General features: G+C 56.1%; 12 protein-coding genes. 8 read left to right on the forward strand and 4 right to left on the reverse strand.

Annotated elements, in window-relative coordinates:
• The first annotated feature begins 169 nt into the window (after positions 1 to 169).
• Both araA and MKZ35_RS23035 read left to right on the forward strand, forming a co-directional pair.
• A complete protein-coding gene (gene araA / locus MKZ35_RS23030) occupies positions 170 to 1,660 on the forward strand; it encodes an L-arabinose isomerase (protein WP_482515549.1) in 1,491 nt (496 codons plus the stop codon).
• Positions 1,661 to 1,716: 56 nt separating this feature from the next.
• Entirely contained in the window at positions 1,717 to 3,399 is a 1,683-nt protein-coding gene (locus MKZ35_RS23035; RefSeq protein ID WP_482515550.1) for a sodium/sugar symporter, read from the forward strand.
• Positions 3,400 to 3,632: 233 nt separating this feature from the next.
• On the opposite strand, the gene MKZ35_RS23040 is transcribed toward MKZ35_RS23035, so the two are convergent.
• Positions 3,633 to 4,604 carry a hypothetical protein gene (locus MKZ35_RS23040; protein WP_482515551.1) on the reverse strand — a complete coding sequence of 324 codons (972 nt, stop codon included), beginning with the start codon at positions 4,602 to 4,604 and terminating at the stop codon, positions 3,633 to 3,635.
• On the reverse strand, positions 4,550 to 6,475 hold the full coding sequence (locus tag MKZ35_RS23045) for a bifunctional transaldolase/phosoglucose isomerase (RefSeq protein WP_482515552.1): 1,926 nt from the start codon (positions 6,473 to 6,475) through the stop codon (positions 4,550 to 4,552). The genes MKZ35_RS23040 and MKZ35_RS23045 overlap by 55 nt, the downstream gene beginning before the upstream one ends.
• Before the next feature lie 206 nt (positions 6,476 to 6,681).
• Between MKZ35_RS23045 and MKZ35_RS23050 the strand changes: the two genes are divergently transcribed.
• The 6 genes from MKZ35_RS23050 (at position 6,682) to MKZ35_RS23075 (ending at position 10,723) form a co-directional block, all read left to right on the forward strand.
• Entirely contained in the window at positions 6,682 to 7,122 is a 441-nt protein-coding gene (locus MKZ35_RS23050; protein WP_482515553.1) for a LacI family DNA-binding transcriptional regulator, read from the forward strand.
• Positions 7,123 to 7,142: 20 nt separating this feature from the next.
• The gene (locus MKZ35_RS23055) at positions 7,143 to 7,691 is read left to right on the forward strand and encodes a substrate-binding domain-containing protein (RefSeq protein WP_482515554.1); all 549 of its coding nucleotides are present in this window, start codon (positions 7,143 to 7,145) and stop codon (positions 7,689 to 7,691) included.
• A 410-nt stretch (positions 7,692 to 8,101) separates the two neighbouring features.
• Entirely contained in the window at positions 8,102 to 8,599 is a 498-nt protein-coding gene (locus tag MKZ35_RS23060; RefSeq protein ID WP_482515555.1) for a 3'-5' exonuclease, read from the forward strand.
• A gap of 215 nt (positions 8,600 to 8,814) precedes the next feature.
• Positions 8,815 to 9,324 carry a Crp/Fnr family transcriptional regulator gene (locus MKZ35_RS23065; RefSeq protein ID WP_482515556.1) on the forward strand — a complete coding sequence of 170 codons (510 nt, stop codon included), beginning with the start codon at positions 8,815 to 8,817 and terminating at the stop codon, positions 9,322 to 9,324.
• 14 nt (positions 9,325 to 9,338) lie between these two features.
• Positions 9,339 to 9,707 (forward strand): CBS domain-containing protein, encoded by a 369-nt coding sequence (locus MKZ35_RS23070; RefSeq protein ID WP_482515557.1) that lies wholly within the window; start codon positions 9,339 to 9,341, stop codon positions 9,705 to 9,707.
• Positions 9,689 to 10,723 (forward strand): DUF294 nucleotidyltransferase-like domain-containing protein, encoded by a 1,035-nt coding sequence (locus MKZ35_RS23075; RefSeq protein ID WP_482515558.1) that lies wholly within the window; start codon positions 9,689 to 9,691, stop codon positions 10,721 to 10,723. The genes MKZ35_RS23070 and MKZ35_RS23075 overlap by 19 nt, the downstream gene beginning before the upstream one ends.
• A gap of 318 nt (positions 10,724 to 11,041) precedes the next feature.
• Here MKZ35_RS23075 and fbaA read toward each other — a convergent pair whose 3' ends face one another.
• Together fbaA and MKZ35_RS23085 are read right to left on the reverse strand one after the other, a co-directional pair.
• Positions 11,042 to 12,124, reverse strand: a complete 1,083-nt coding sequence (fbaA, locus tag MKZ35_RS23080; RefSeq protein WP_482515626.1) for a class II fructose-bisphosphate aldolase — start codon at positions 12,122 to 12,124, stop codon at positions 11,042 to 11,044.
• Positions 12,125 to 12,318: 194 nt separating this feature from the next.
• Complete coding sequence (locus MKZ35_RS23085; RefSeq protein WP_482515559.1) at positions 12,319 to 14,973, reverse strand: alpha-L-rhamnosidase-related protein; 2,655 nt, start codon at positions 14,971 to 14,973, stop codon at positions 12,319 to 12,321.
• Between the last annotated feature and the right edge of the window lie 277 nt (positions 14,974 to 15,250).

Here is a 15,250-nt window from a genome sequence, read left to right on the forward strand (position 1 = left end):
CTCGCGTGCTGACATGGGAATAGTAAATCAACTAAAAAGGCGGTCATGCTGAGCTTGTCGAAGCATCTCTACCGCTTCGTTGAGCAACGATTGAGATTACTACTCGGTAGAGATGCTCCGACTCCGCTCAGCATGACAAAAACCTCCTGACATTTCTCTCTCCCTTATTATGCTAGATATTTCTCACCACGAAGCTTGGTTTATCACCGGCAGCCAGCACCTGTACGGCCCCGAAACCCTGGAGCAAGTCGCGCAGCATTCCCAGCAGATTGCCGCAGCGCTGGATACCGAGCTGACCATCAACATCGTATTCAAGCCCGTTTTAACAGGCCCCGATGAGATTTATCAGCTCATGCAGGAAGCCAATACCACCGCAACCTGCGTGGGGCTGATTGCCTGGATGCATACCTTCTCGCCGGCCAAAATGTGGATTAATGGGCTGAAGATTCTGCAAAAGCCGATGGCCCACCTGCACACCCAGTTCAACCGCGACATTCCGTGGGCCGACATTGATATGGACTTCATGAACACCAACCAATCGGCGCACGGCGACCGGGAGTTTGGGTTTATTGGCACCCGCATGCGCCTGAATCGCAAGGTGATGGTAGGGCATTGGCAAGATTCCGCCGTGCACCAGAGCCTGAACGTGTGGGCCCGCGTGGCTTGCGCCTGGGCCGACTGGCAGGGGGCAAAATTTATTCGTTTCGGCGACAACATGCGCTACGTGGCCGTCACCGAAGGCGACAAAGTGGAAGCCGAAATCAAGTTTGGCTACTCCGTGAACACCTACGGCATCGGCGACTTGGTAGCCGTTATCAACGCCGTCAGCGACGAGCAGATAAACGAGCTGCTGAATACTTACGAGCAGGAATACGAGTTGGCTGACTCCCTCAAAGATGGTGGCGACCAGCGCGAGTCACTGCGTGAGGCGGCTCGCATTGAAGCCGGCATGCGCAAGTTTTTGCAGGACACCGGCGCCAAAGGCTTCACCGACACCTTTGAGGATTTGCACGGTATGGCTCAGTTGCCCGGCATTGCTACCCAGCGCCTGATGGCGGAGGGCTACGGCTTCGGCGGCGAGGGCGACTGGAAGACAGCAGCCCTGGTGCGGGCCATGAAAGTGATGGGCGCCGGCCTGCCGGGAGGCAATTCTTTCATGGAAGACTACACCTACCATTTTGCCCCCAACAACCACCAGGTACTCGGCTCTCACATGCTCGAAATTTGCCCCACCATTTCCACGGGTAAGGTGCGCTGCGAAGTACATCCGCTGGGCATCGGTGGCAAGGCCGATCCGGTGCGACTGGTGTTTAACTGCCCCGCCGGCCCGGCCCTGAACGCGACCATCATAGATTTAGGCAATCGTTTCCGTTTAATTGTAAATGAAGTGGAAGCCGTAGAGCCCGAGCAGGACCTGCCCAAGCTGCCCGTAGCCCGCGTGCTGTGGAAGGTAAAGCCCAGCCTGACAGTAGGCGCGGCGGCCTGGATTCTGGCCGGCGGTGCTCACCACACGGGCTACAGCCAAAACCTGACGGCTGAATATTTGGAGGATTTTGCCGAGATGGCGGGGATTGAATATGTGCTGATTGATGACGAAACGAAGCTGCGCACCTTTAAAAATGAGTTGCGCTACAACGAAGTAGCGTACAGCGGACGATAATTTAATTACATTCCGCAATCCTTTCCTCAGTCAGCCAAAAGCCCTACTTCTTTCCAATGAATCAGCTCGCAACGATTGACTACATCGTTTTCATTGTCTACTTCATCATTGTTGCCACCTATGGCATCTGGATTTATCGGCGCAAGAACACGCACGATGGCACAATAGACGGCGACTCTAAGGACTACTTCCTTGCCGAGGGCTCCCTGACGTGGTGGGCTATCGGCTCGTCGCTGATTGCCTCCAACATCTCGGCTGAGCAGTTTGTGGGCATGTCGGGCTCCGGCTTTAAGATGGGCCTGGCCATTGCCACCTACGAGTGGATGGCGTCCATCACGCTCATTATCGTGGCGGTGTTTTTCATTCCGGTGTACCTGAAAAACAACATTGCCACCATGCCCCAGTTCCTGAGCCAGCGCTACAACAGCACGGTGGCCATGATTATGGCCGTTTTCTGGCTCATGTTGTATGTGGTCGTAAACCTGACTTCTATCCTCTATCTGGGGGCTATTGCTATCAGCAGCATCTCGGGTTTCGACCTTACGCTCTGCATGTACCTGCTGGCCATATTCGCTATTTTCATCACCCTGGGCGGTATGAAGGTAATCGGCTACACCGACGTAATTCAGGTGTTCTTCCTGATTCTGGGTGGTTTGGCGACTACGTATCTGGCCTTGAATCTGGTGGCTGAGCACTACGGCACTACGGGCGTGCTTAAGGGCTTCTCGCTGATGACGAACCAAGCGAACGACCACTTCCACATGATTTTCAACCGTGACAATCCGAACTACCTCGATCTGCCCGGCCTGACGGTACTGCTCGGCGGTATGTGGATTGTGAACCTGAACTACTGGGGTTGCAACCAGTACATCACCCAGCGCGCCCTGGGCGCCGATTTGCCTACCGCCCGTGCCGGTTTGCTGTTCGCGGCTTTCCTGAAAATGCTGATGCCGATAATTGTGGTGCTGCCCGGTATTGCGGCCTACGTTCTGTTCAAAGCCGACGTATTTGGCGCCGAGATGATGCAGGATGGCTCCGTCAATCCTGACCGGGCTTATCCAGTATTGCTCAACATCCTGCCCGTCGGGTTGAAAGGCTTGTCGTTTGCGGCCCTCACGGCGGCGGTTGTGGCTTCCCTGGCTGGTAAAGCCAACAGTATCGCTACCATCTTCACCCTCGACGTGTACAAAAAAGTATTCAACGAGAATGCTTCGGAGAAGCAGCTGGTAAGAGTGGGTAAAATCTCGGTAGTGGTAGCCATGATTCTGGGTGTGCTCATTGCTCCCTTCCTGGGCATCGACAAGAAAGGTGGCTTCCAGTACATTCAGGAGTACACGGGCTTCGTGTCGCCGGGTATTTTCGCCATGTTCATTCTGGGCTTCTTCTGGAAGAAAACCACGTCGACCGCTGCTCTATTTGCTACTATCGGCGGCTTCCTGCTTTCGGTTCTGCTTAAGTTCCTGCCGAACATGATGGATTTGTCGTTCCTGGCTCCGATTGGCTTCTCAGTTCAAAACGCTGAAGGCGTATACGAGATTCCCTTCCTCGACCGGATGGGTATCGTATTCATTATCTGCGTTCTGATGATGGTGATTATCAGCCTGATTGAGAATAGCCGCGGCGTGAAAACCAATGGCTTGGAGATTGACCGCAGCATGTTCAAAACCAACCGCAGCTTCGCTATCGGTTCCATTATAGTGTTCGTGCTCATCACCACCCTCTACACGGTTTACTGGTAATCAAGACTACTGGCAATTAAAAAAGCCCCCCAGCGCTGCCTATTGCAGCACCTGGGGGGCTTTTTTGCGTTTTTTAAAGCCAAGAAAGTCAGACCACAAAATGTAGCACGGACCGCTCCGCGTCGAGCAACGCGAGAAACCCTGCGCCTGTCGACGACTACCGACGCCTGATTCTCGCGTTGCTCGACGCGGAACGGTCCGTGCTACAAGTCAGAGGCCTGGTTAACAGCCACTTACGCTTCCTGTCGTTTCAGCGACGCGGAGGACAGAGCGGCCAGCACGGTTTGCATGCCCTGCTCGGCATTAGCGCCCAGATGCACTCGCAACGTGCGCCGATCGTTTTGCTGCAATGCCTCCAGGTCGCCCTGGGCCTGGGCATTCTTGAACGTACCAAACGTGTACGAGCGGCCCGGCAACGGCAAATCCTGCGGGTGATCAACGGTGAATTGCACGAACAGGCCGGTGTTGGGTCCACCCTTGTGGTACTGGCCCGTGGAGTGCAGAAAGCGCGGCCCGTAGCCTGAGGTAGTAGCAATGTGCAACTGCTCCTGCACCTGAGCCCGCAGCTGCTGCAAGCTCTCACTCAGCGCCGACGATTCCGTCAGGTAAGCCTGCACATTCAGGAAGTCGCCGGGCTTGGCCTGCGCGAAGAAGTTTTGCAGCACGTCGGCGGCGTTGTTGCCACTCATGGCAGTGTAATAAGCTACACCGTTTTCGGTCACTTTCGGTGCCTCTTTCTGCGGAATCCGGCCTTCCTGCTCCACTACCTTCATTAGGCGGTCGGTGGCGGTTTTGGCAGCTTGCACATTAGGCTGGTCAAACGGATTGATGCCAAACACGGCGCTGGCAACAGCCGTGGCGACCTCCCAACGGTAGAATTCAGCCCCCAGATCCAGCGCGTCCTTCATCAGAATGCTGATAACCGGGTGGCCCGCCTGGGCCAGCTGTTGCAGCTTGGTCTGGTTGGCCTGATCCGCTTCATTCTGATAGCCCACGTACACAAACACGCGGTCTTGCCCGTACAGGCTTGGCTCACCAAGGGGTTCACCGGCTACGGGCAGAATCCCCTTACCCTCCTTGCCGGTGCTTTCCGCCAGCAGCTGCTCCAGCCACAAACCCAGGTCGCTCAATGACTCCGGCACAACCAGCGTCAGCTTGTCGCGGCCTTGCTCGGCCAGCACTCCAAGGGCCGCACCAAGCTCCAAGCCTGGATTTTGCCCCCAGCGCCGTAAGCGCCGCAGGCCCGCATCATCCCAATGGCCCGCGCCAACAGCTCGCCAATGCTTATTCCATACAGCGCAGCGGGCACCAGACCAAAGTACGTCAGAGCCGAAAAACGCCCCCCAACCTCCGGGAAGTTGAGGAAAATGCGCCGGTAGCCCTGCTCCGTAGCCGAGGCCACGAACTTGGAGCCGGGGTCGGTGATGGCCACGAAATTTTCGCCGGCCTTATCGCCTTTAATTTGCTTTACACGGTCGTAGAAATAGTCGCCAAAAGCCAGCGGCTCGGCCGTCGTACCCGATTTGCTGGCTACGATAAATAGGGTTTCCGCCAGCGGAATCGACTTTTCAATCTGCTTAACGGTGCCGGGGTCGGTAGTGTCCAGCACGGAAATCGGCAGGCCATTTTCGCCCTGCGGGAACGACTTTTTGAACACGATAGGCGCCATCGTGCTGCCACCCATACCCATTACTACAACGTGCTTGAAGCCGGCGGCCTTTACCTCGTGCACAAACTGCTCGATTTCCGGCACGGCTTGCACCATCGTTTCGGCCACACGCAGCCAGCCCATAAAGCTGCGCACGCTCTGCTGAGCTTCCACATCCTGGGTCCAGAGCGCAGCGTCCTTCTGCCAGAAGCCGTCAGTAAAGTTTTTCGCGTTGAACTCCTGAATTTTAGTATCAATAGCAGCTTGGGCCTCGCCAAGCTGCATCGTAGCAGCCGACACAGTCGTAGCCAAGGCCTGCTGCCGCTTCTTGTCCAACGACTCCATCAATTTGCCGAAGGGCTCGTTGAATTTCTTCGCGCCGTCAATTTCTAAGTGGTTGGTCAGCTCTTCCAAGTTGAGACCGAGTTCGGGCAGGCGGCGGAGCACTTCCTGGGCTTTCTCCAGGCCTTCCTCCAGATAGTCGGCGGGCTGGCCTTTTTCGCGGAAAATATCCAGCGTTTCCACGGGCACCGTGTTCACCGTGCGGGGCCCGATGAGGTTTGTGATGTATTTCAGGTCGTCGTACTTCGGATTTTTATTACCGGTACTAGCCCACAGCAGACGCTGCGTATTGGCGCCTTTCGCTTGCAAAGCCTCCCAACGAGGACCTACAACTATCTCTTTATAGACTTGGTAGGCCTGCTTAGCGCTGGCCAGCGCCACTTCGCCTACCATCGACTGCGCCAGCTCGCCTTTCGCGCCGCCTTCAGCCGCTATTTTTTCCAGCATCGGGTCAATTAGCACATCGATGCGGCTGAGGAAGAAGCTGGCTACGGAGGCAATACTATCAATGGGCTGACCGGCCGCTACGCGGTCTTCCAACCCAGCTATATAGGCTTCAGCTACCAGCCTGTAGCGTTCCAGACCAAAAATCAGCGTCACATTCACGTTGATTCCTTCGGCAATAAGACGACGGATAGCAGGCAGCCCTTCCAGCGTGGCCGGCACCTTAATCATCACATTGGGGCGGTCGACGGCTTTCCAGAAGCGCAATCCTTCCTCGATGGTGCCCTCCGTATCGTTGACCAGGGCCGGCGATACTTCCAGGCTCACGTAGCCGTCGCCGGAGTTATCGTGGCCGTCATACACTGGGCGGAAAAGGTCGCAGGCGTGCTGCACGTCGGCAATGGCCAGCTCGGTGTAGATTTCGTCTACCGACTTATTCTGCAAAGCCAAGCTCTGAATGGCCGCGTCGTAGTCGTCGCTGCCCCCGATGGCCTTCTCAAAAATGGCCGGATTGGAGGTCACGCCGCGCAGGGCTTCATCGGTGATGCGCCGCTGCAATTCTCCGTTAATCAGGATTTTGCGTCGAATAAAATCGAGCCAGATACTTTGGTCAAACTGGCGGATGGCTACTAATGGATTCATGCGAAAGATGTTTTTAAGGCTTAGATGTTAGGCTTTCTGAACGGCTGAAGATAAATGCCCCCCAGCATACATTCTGTCTACGTGTTAATTCAGCAAAGCGAAATAGAAAAAATTAGCTGGACAAATCGCAATCTTGTGCCTACTTGGAGCAGCGAAATGAATTCACCCAAAAAAGAACGCAGGAAGTACCCGACAGCCCTGTTTCCATGGCCGATTTGGCCAAGGAATTAGGGGTTTCTATGACCACGGTTTCTCGTGCCCTCAGCGACCACTACAGCATCGGGCCCGCCACCAAGCAGAAGGTATTGAAGCTGGCCAAAAAGCTGAACTACCAGCCCAATCAGATGGCGGCGGCGTTGCGCAAGGGCAAAAGCAAGCTTATTGGCGTCATTGTACCTTACATTGAAGGGCGCTTTTTTCCGTCGGTAGTGCATGGTATCGAAACGGCGGCCCGCAAGGCTGGCTTTAGCGTAATCATTTGCCAGTCGAACGAGGATGTTGCCAATGAGCGCAAGAACATCGAAACCTTGCTTAACGCCCAGGTAGCCGGCATTTTGGTATCATTATCCCGCAATACCCGCGATTTCAAGCACTTTGAAAAGGTGCGGAAGCGGAGTATTCCGCTGGTTTTTTTGATCGTATTTTAGAAGGCGACAACGTGAATGCCGTGGTGCTCAACGACCGGGAGGGCGCCTACCAAACCACGAAGCACCTGCTGGAGCAGGGTTGCCGGCGCGTGGCGCATTTTGCAGGTCCGCAGCACCTGAACATTTACAAAAACCGTCGTCAGGGTTATCTGGATGCCTTGCGCAGCTTTGACTTGCCGCTCGATGAGGATCTGATTATCTACTCCGACATGACCCTGGAACAAGGTACGAAAGGCATGCAACAGCTATTGTCGCTGCCTAACCCGCCGGATGGCGTTTTTGCCGCCGGCGACTACGCCATTCTCGGGGCGCTCCAATTACTCAAAAGCCGTGGTATTCGGGTGCCGCAGGGTATTGCGCTGGCCGGCTTCAGCAACGAAGGCTTCACGGCCATTACGGAGCCCATGCTGACTTCCGTGGATCAGCGCTGCGAGGAGATGGGCCAAGCGACGGTGCGGTTATTTATGGAGCTGGTGGAGGCCAAAGGCGCGCCCTTTTATCAGCGCCAGGTGGTGCTCCAACCGCAACTGTTTATTCGGGAGTCGTCGTTGCGCTCGGGTGAGCGTTAGGAGGTAAATTTGCCCCCCAGCGGGGCCTCACTTAGCGCCCCCCTATCCCGGTTGCCTCACCCCCCGGCCCCGGTTCGCTTAAAGCGCGAAGTCCCACAAAGAGGGGGAACCTCACGCTCGGCTTACGCCGCCCTGTCGGCTGCCGCCGCCAGAACGGCTACCGAATAAATACTATGCTTAATTAAAAAAAGCTCTCAACTTTCTATTGAAGGCTTTTACTTAGTGACAGAATAATACGGTAGCGGTAGCGGTTGCAGAGGCGAGAGCCGATGCAGCCGCGTAGGCCTAGCGCTTGGCTCCCCCTTCGCCGCTTAATACGCGGAATCCTTGGAGAGGGGGCCGGGGGTGAGGCCCACGGTGCCGCTAAGTGAGACATCGTCAAACAATCATCAAACCTAAAGCAGAGCAGCGTGAGAGAATATCTGCTTTTCGTGGACACCGAAACATCTGGCATCCCGCAGGATTGGAACAAGCCGTATTCGAGCCGCGACAACTGGCCCCACATTGCCCAGTTGGCGTGGGTAGTGTACACGCGCGACGGGCAGGAGGTAAAGGCAGAGAACCATTACATCCTGGCCAGCGACTATGATATGAGCCCGGCCTCTACCACGATTCACGGTATCACACCCGATTTTTTGCGGGAGCATGGCAAGCCGCGGCACGAGGTAATGCGCCGTTTGTACGATGATTTGCTACAGTATCAGCCGCTGGTAGTCGCCCATTTTATGCAGCTCGATTATCATATGATGGGCGTGGGCTTTTATCGCGCCGGGCTGGATAATCTGGTGAGTGAGCTACCGACGTTTTGCACCATGATTACCTCGGCGCGCTTTCTGCAGCATTCGACTCAGCCGATACGGGGGCTGCGGCTGAATGAGCTGCATCAACGGCTTTGGGGGAACCCATGACGCGTGAGCACGACGCGCTGACCGACGCTTACGCTACGGCCCGCTGCTTTTTGCACTTTGGCAGCGCGGTGATATCAACGAACAGATTATGATGGCTCAACGCCCCCTTGGCGAACCCGGCAAAACCGTTGCGCGGCGGTGGCGCCCCTCCCTGACCCATTTTATAGTAGTGCTGGCCTTGGCCGCACTGGTGGCTTTACTACTCTTATTCTGACATGAACGACCGCCTGGAATTTCTCAAAACGGTGACACCTTTCAACCGCCTGCCTGACGAGGTGCTGGAGGAAGTAGCCGAGTTGCTGCAGGAAGTGACGCACCCCAAGGAGGTGGTTATTTATCTGCAGGATGTAACGAAGCTGCGCGGGATTGATCTTGTTGTAGAGGGCGAATACGAGACGTTTTTCTATGACAGTCAGCAGAACAAGCGGCTGATCGAAATTAGCCCCCCAGGCTCCTGCTACGGCGGCGTATCGGTGCTGCTGAACAAGAAAAGGTCGTTGCGCACCGTCATGGCCCGCAAAGGCACGCGGGTTTATGTTCTGCATCGGCGCGATTTTCGGGCTTTATGCCAGGCCTACGACGATTTCTTCCAATACTTTACACATCGGTATGGGCAGCAAATGCTCAACCCCGAATACGCCCACTTTTTGCGACCCGATCAGAGGGCTGGGGGCAAAATTACATTGCCTCCGACCAGCTCTACTCGCGCCGGCTCGAAACCGTAGAGCTGCGCGATGTCGTGGCTTGCCCCGGCAGCACGCCTATTCAGGAGGTGGCCCGCCGCATGGCCGCCGCGCGCACCAGCTGCTACTTCATCACCACCGACGAGCCCGACGCTTCCATTATAGGCTACGTAACTGATATAACCCTGCGCGACAAGGTAGTAGCCGGCCTGCTCGATGCGAACCAGCCGGTCGCGAGTATCATGGATGCGCCCGTGGTGGATATTGATAGCCAGGCCTTTGTGTATGAGGCCGTGCTGCGCATGTTCAGGACCAAAACCCGGTATCTATTGGTAAAAAAGCCGGCGAGTACCTTGGGTTTATCAGTCGCAACAAGCTGCTCAGCGACCAGGCCCAGTCGCCATTTGTGTTCATTCAGGCCGTGAAGCAGACGCTGTCGGTGCGGGAGCTGAAGCGGCGCTGGGAGCAGGTGCCCAACATGGTGTACCAGTTGCTGGACAGGGGCGTGAAGCCCGAAATCGTTAATCAGATTATCTCCAGCGTTTCGGATGCCATCGCGCTGAAGGTCATTGAGGGCGTGATTCAGGAGCAAGGACCGCCGCCTGCCAAATTCGCGTTTATTGTGCTGGGCAGTGAGGGTCGCAAAGAGCAAACATTGCTCACCGACCAGGATAACGCTATTATCTACGAAGACAAAGCCAACGAGCAGCGCGAGGCGGTACGCGAATATTTCCTGGAGTTTGCCCGCATCGTATCGGAGCGGCTCAACAACATTGGCTTCTCCTTTTGCGAAGGCGGCCTGATGGCGATGAACCCGAAGTGGACGCACTCGCTTTCGCACTGGAAGCGCAACTACACGGCCTGGATGACGGAGGCGAATCAGGAGACGGTAATGAAATTTTCCGCATTCTTCGACTGCCGCTACCTCTACGGCGAGGAGAGTCTGGTAACGGAGCTGCAGGACCATCTGCGCGCTGAGCTGCAAGGCCGCCTCGACCGCTTCCTGTATTACATGGCTAACAACGCCTTACAGTACGAGCCACCGCTCACGTTTTTCCGCAACATTCGCACCTTCACGCAAGGCTCCCAACAGGTTTTCGACCTGAAGAAAACCATGACGCCCATCGTGGATCTGGTGCGGGTGTACGCGCTACGGCAGCAGGTTTTTACCACTAACACCGGCGAGCGAATGGCCTTGCTCAATGAGCAGACCGTGTTTACCGACAAAGAATATCAGGAGCTTCTGCACGCCTACTATTACCTGATGGGCATTCGCCTCAAGAAGCAAGCCCAGCAGATTATTAACGACCGCACCCCTCCCACCAACTACCTCGACCCGCGCACGCTCACACAGGTGGAGCAAGTAACGTTAAAGGAAACCTTCAAAGTAATAGCCGATTTTCAGGTTAAGATTCGGGTGAGTTTTACAAAGACATTGTAGGGCCTCATTACCGGCCGTTCAACGAGGGACCTGACCCCTGGTCCCGTGGGCCTCACCCCCGGCCCCCTCTCCCAAAAAGAGGGGGAGCCAGGCGCTCGGCCTACGCGGCTGCGTCGGCTGGCGCCTCCAGAACGGCTACCAGCTTCATCTACTAAACTTAACACTAAAAAAGCCCCCCAACTTGTTGCTGGGGGGCTTTTTCTTTTTAGATAACACAGTAGCGGTTGCGGAGGCGGTAGCCGACGCAGCCGCGTAGGCCGAGCGCCTGGCTCCCCTCTTTTTGGGAGAGGGGGCCGGGGGGTGAGGCCACTTGTTGCGTTAAGGCCGACGATTAACCGCGTTCAAATCCTCGAATGCCTGCTTCAGACGCGCCACAAAGGTCTCTTCGCCTTTGCGCAGCCACACGCGCGGGTCGTAGTATTTTTTGTTGGGCGAGTCAGCGCCGTCGGGGTTGCCGATCTGGCCTTGGAGGTAGCCTTCGCTCTTCTTGTAGTAATCCTTGATGCCTTCCCACAGCGCCCACTGCAAATCGGTGTCGATGTTCATCTTGATGGCACCGTAGCTGATAGCCTCGCGGATTTCCTCCTGGCTGGAGCCCGAGCCGCCGTGGAACACGAAGTCAATGGGTAGAGCCTCAGTGATGTTGTGCTTCTGGCGCAGGAACTCTTGCGAATTATGCAGAATTTTAGGTTGCAGCTTCACGTTGCCGGGCTTGTACACGCCGTGCACATTGCCGAAGGCCGCCGCGATGGTGAAGCGCGGGCTGATAGCGCTCAGTTGTTCGTAGGCGTAGGCTACCTCCTCGGGTTGGGTATAAAGCTTGGAGCTATCCACGTCGGAGTTGTCCACGCCGTCTTCCTCGCCGCCGGTTACGCCCAGCTCGATTTCCAGGGTCATCCCGATCTTGCTCATGCGCTCCAGGTAGCGCTTGCAGATTTCGATGTTTTCCTCAATCGGCTCTTCCGACAAGTCGAGCATGTGGGAGCTGTACAGCGGCTGGCCATATTGGGCGAAATGCTTCTCGCCGGCTTCCAGCAAGCCATCAATCCAGGTCAGAAGCTTCTTAGCGGCGTGGTCGGTGTGCAGAACAACGGGCACATCGTACAGCTCGGCCATGAGGTGCACATGCTGGGCACCCGAAATAGCACCCGCGATGCTGGCGCGCTGGTCGCCGTTCGGCACCGATTTGCCGGCAAAAAACTGGGCACCACCATTAGAAAACTGAATCATAACCGGTGAATTCACCGCCTTGGCCGCTTCCAAAACGGCGTTTACCGTGTTGGTGCCCGTCACGTTTACGGCCGGCATAGCGTAGGCATTGGCCTTGGCATGACGGAAAAGTGCTTGAATTTCGTCGCCGTAAAGCACGCCGGCCCGCAGTGTGGTGAGTTGTTCAGTCATCATAAGGAATGGTGTAAGATCAAAAAGTATAGGGTGGGAAGTAGGAGTGGCAATTTCCAACATTTTACCGAATGGTAAGTGGTGAGATGGTGAAATTGTGAGATGGTGAGTTTGATGTTCTCAATGTGCATTTTGCATTAATGGTACGGCTAGAACATCAAACTCACCATCTCACAATTTCACCATCTCACCACTTACTCCACCCGTGTCAGGCGCAGATAATCCAGCATGGCTTGATTCACCTCGCCGTTCATATTTTCATTCGCCGGCTCAAAGGCCAAAGTCAGCGTCTGGGGGCCTTTTTCCAAGCGCACCAGCACCGAGTTCGTGAAGCCCCAGTTCGACCACTCTGCTACTCCGCGCTGGGGCATTACGATGGTTCCCAGCTGCTGCTGACCGTTGCGCAGGGTGCGAATAGCGCATTTGTTCTCCGTGTTGATTGGTCCGTTGCCATTAGAGTAGCGGAAATCAACGGCGTACAAACCCGTTTCCGGCACCGTCACGGGAATAGCCAGCACCTTGTTTTTCGTTTTGCTGATTTCCACGAAGCCCTGGCCCGTGAAGCCCTTGTAGCCGCGGGCCGCTTTCGGCGCTACCGTTTCCATCTGCACCTGCTGACTGAACTTGTCGCCATTCACGACCAGCGGCTCACTGGCAAACGACTCCAGCCCCGCCGCATCAATGGCTATTACCTGGTACTCGGCGTAGCCGGTCGCATCGGTGGCCTCTGCCTGCGTGGTGGTGGTTGCAACTGCCCGGCCATTTTTCAGGATGCGGTAGCTCTTCACGCCTTCCTGTTTCGGCCAGGTCAGGCGATTATTGGCAAAAGTAACTTCGGGCGCGGCTGGGGAGAAGCGGTTGGCTACCTGGGTTACGGGAGCCTCCTGGGGGGCTTTTTTGGCTAATACGATGCGTACTTTATGACGACCCGTGAGCGTGGCCGGAATAGTAGCGTCAGTCAGCGGCTTATCATCCAGAGTGATAGTTTCAATTTCATTGCCGTAGCCTTCCATGTCAATGTCCAGCACCGCGCCCCGATACTTGAAGCCCGCGAGCTTGCGGGAGCCGGCAAATGCCTGCGGCACAAATGGCCTGAACACGAGCTTATCGGCCTGAAAATCCATTCCGAACAACACTTTGTACACCAGGCTCAGGCTGCCCGACAGGCTCCAGAGCATATTGCTGGAGTTGATTTGGGTACCAGCAAAGTCACCGTTTTCGGCTACAAAATTCTCTTTGTTGGTCAGGAACAGCGCGGCGGGTCGGTAGATGGCGGCCATGCTTTCGGTCAGGGAGGCTTCGTTGCCCACTTTGGCCGCCGCCAGGGCCCAATAGCTCTGCACGAAGGGCCACACGGCGTTATTGTGATAAGGCGGAATACCCGGAATCTGGGGATAAATGCAGCTGATGCCGTAAGCCGTGGTGGGCGTTTTTTGCACCACCTGCTGCGCCCGCTGGCCTTCTGCTACCCCAAAAAGCACGCTGAGCGCCTCGCCCAAAGCCTCCGCCCGCGGCGACAATATCTTGTAGGTGCGGCCGTACAGAAACTGGCCATAATAGCCCTTATCGGCCTGCCACAGGTGCTTGTTCATACCCTGTTTAATCTGCTGGGCCAGCTGCTGGTGCTTCGTGGCCACGGCCGGCTCGCCGAGTAGCCTCGCCATCTGGCTGAGCACCACGTTGGCCTGGTAATGCACGGCGTTGGTGCCCAGCGTTTCTGACTCATAAATATCCACGGGCTGCATCCACTTGGGGTAGGTTTGCTCGCGCCAATCCAGAAACGACGACTCGCCGCGCACCATGCCGGTTTGAGAGTTGTAGGCGTTCTGCACATCATCCGCAATCGACTTTTTGATGATGGGATATACCGTGCGCAGCCACTGCTCGTCGCCGGTCACTTTGTAGATTTCCCAAGCGGCCGTAGCCCAAATCATGCGGTCGGTGGAGCACGGATACGCGCCGCCCGTGCCCGTATCCTGAATAATGCGTCCGTCCGTTGATACCTTGCGCATCAGGCTTTTCTTGGCTACGTCGGGCTGCAACGTGGTCATAGCCAGAATGATGCTGTAGCTGATGTCGCGGGTCCAGACGCCGGCCCACTCCTTGCCGGTACGGAAGGTGCTGTCGGGCTCCACGGCCCGGCGCGCCTCCTCAAGCGCCAGATTGTACAGCGCATCGGCAATCGGGTAATCGGAGGTGTACTGCGGAAAGTCATCGGTCCTGATCGACTTCTCCCACTTCCCGGCGGTTGTTTTGGCGGCCTGGGGGGCATTTAGGGTCAGCGTAGTCTCATAAATACCGTTGCCATCCGGGTCCTTCAGCTCCAGCTCGGGCTTATTTACAAGGTTGTCAAAATCCCAGCTTAGCGGGGCCGTATTGCCGGCCACGAACACCTGCTTGAAGTCTTCCTTATAGATTTTTTCGCCCTTAAAAGTGGTGTAGTAGCCCTGCTTCTTGAACGCCGCCAGCACCGGCCGCATGTCCAGCCGAATCTTCATGGGTGTGTTGGGGGGCAAATAGGTATCAGCCGGCACTGGCCCAGGGTCCAGGTAGCGCTGCCCAAACACGATAACCGGCAATTCGGCGGCACTCGTGCCCGCCCGCGGCACGGCCACAAACCGGTGGTCCTGGCCCGGCGCCAGCTCGTTGTCCTTGCCGTTCAGGCTAAACTTAAAGTTGATTTCCGGGCTCTGAAACGCATTGGCCGGGCTTTGGTAGTTCGAGGTGAGCGAGGTGGGCGAAACTACCCGCGCCACATGCTTGCCCTGCACCACACTATCGCGGTACACGGCGTACGCCTCCGACTTCCACACCGCCCCTGAATCGTCCGTATCAGTCGATTGCTGCATCTGACAAGCACTTAAGAGAGAACAAGCGAGGACAAAGCCCGCTGGATAGGATAGTTGCTTCATACTGGAAATTTGGAAACAAGGCTGCTTGAATTGGTTCGGCCAGCGGCTTACTCAACCACTCGGCTCCGCAGGCAAGGTGACGAAAGATAGAGCAGATTCGGCATCCACGCGGGCATTTACCGGCGCGGTAGGCTCGCTTAGCACGGTTAGTTTCTACACAAGATAAGAATGCTGCAAAATGGCCGGCCTAAACCGTAGGAGAATGGGTATACTT

This window comes from Hymenobacter sp. R533113 (assembly GCF_056835965.1).

Bases quoted from the DNA above. Each gene is read 5' to 3' on its own strand.
- araA (WP_482515549.1), top strand. From the start codon at position 170: ATGCTAGATATTTCTCACCACGAAGCTTGGTTTATCACCGGCAGCCAG.
- MKZ35_RS23035 (WP_482515550.1), top strand. From the start codon at position 1,717: ATGAATCAGCTCGCAACGATTGACTACATCGTTTTCATTGTCTACTTC.
- MKZ35_RS23045 (WP_482515552.1), bottom strand. From the start codon at position 6,475: ATGAATCCATTAGTAGCCATCCGCCAGTTTGACCAAAGTATCTGGCTC.
- MKZ35_RS23050 (WP_482515553.1), top strand. From the start codon at position 6,682: ATGGCCGATTTGGCCAAGGAATTAGGGGTTTCTATGACCACGGTTTCT.
- MKZ35_RS23065 (WP_482515556.1), top strand. From the start codon at position 8,815: ATGAACGACCGCCTGGAATTTCTCAAAACGGTGACACCTTTCAACCGC.
- fbaA (WP_482515626.1), bottom strand. From the start codon at position 12,124: ATGACTGAACAACTCACCACACTGCGGGCCGGCGTGCTTTACGGCGAC.
- MKZ35_RS23085 (WP_482515559.1), bottom strand. From the start codon at position 14,973: ATGCAGCAATCGACTGATACGGACGATTCAGGGGCGGTGTGGAAGTCG.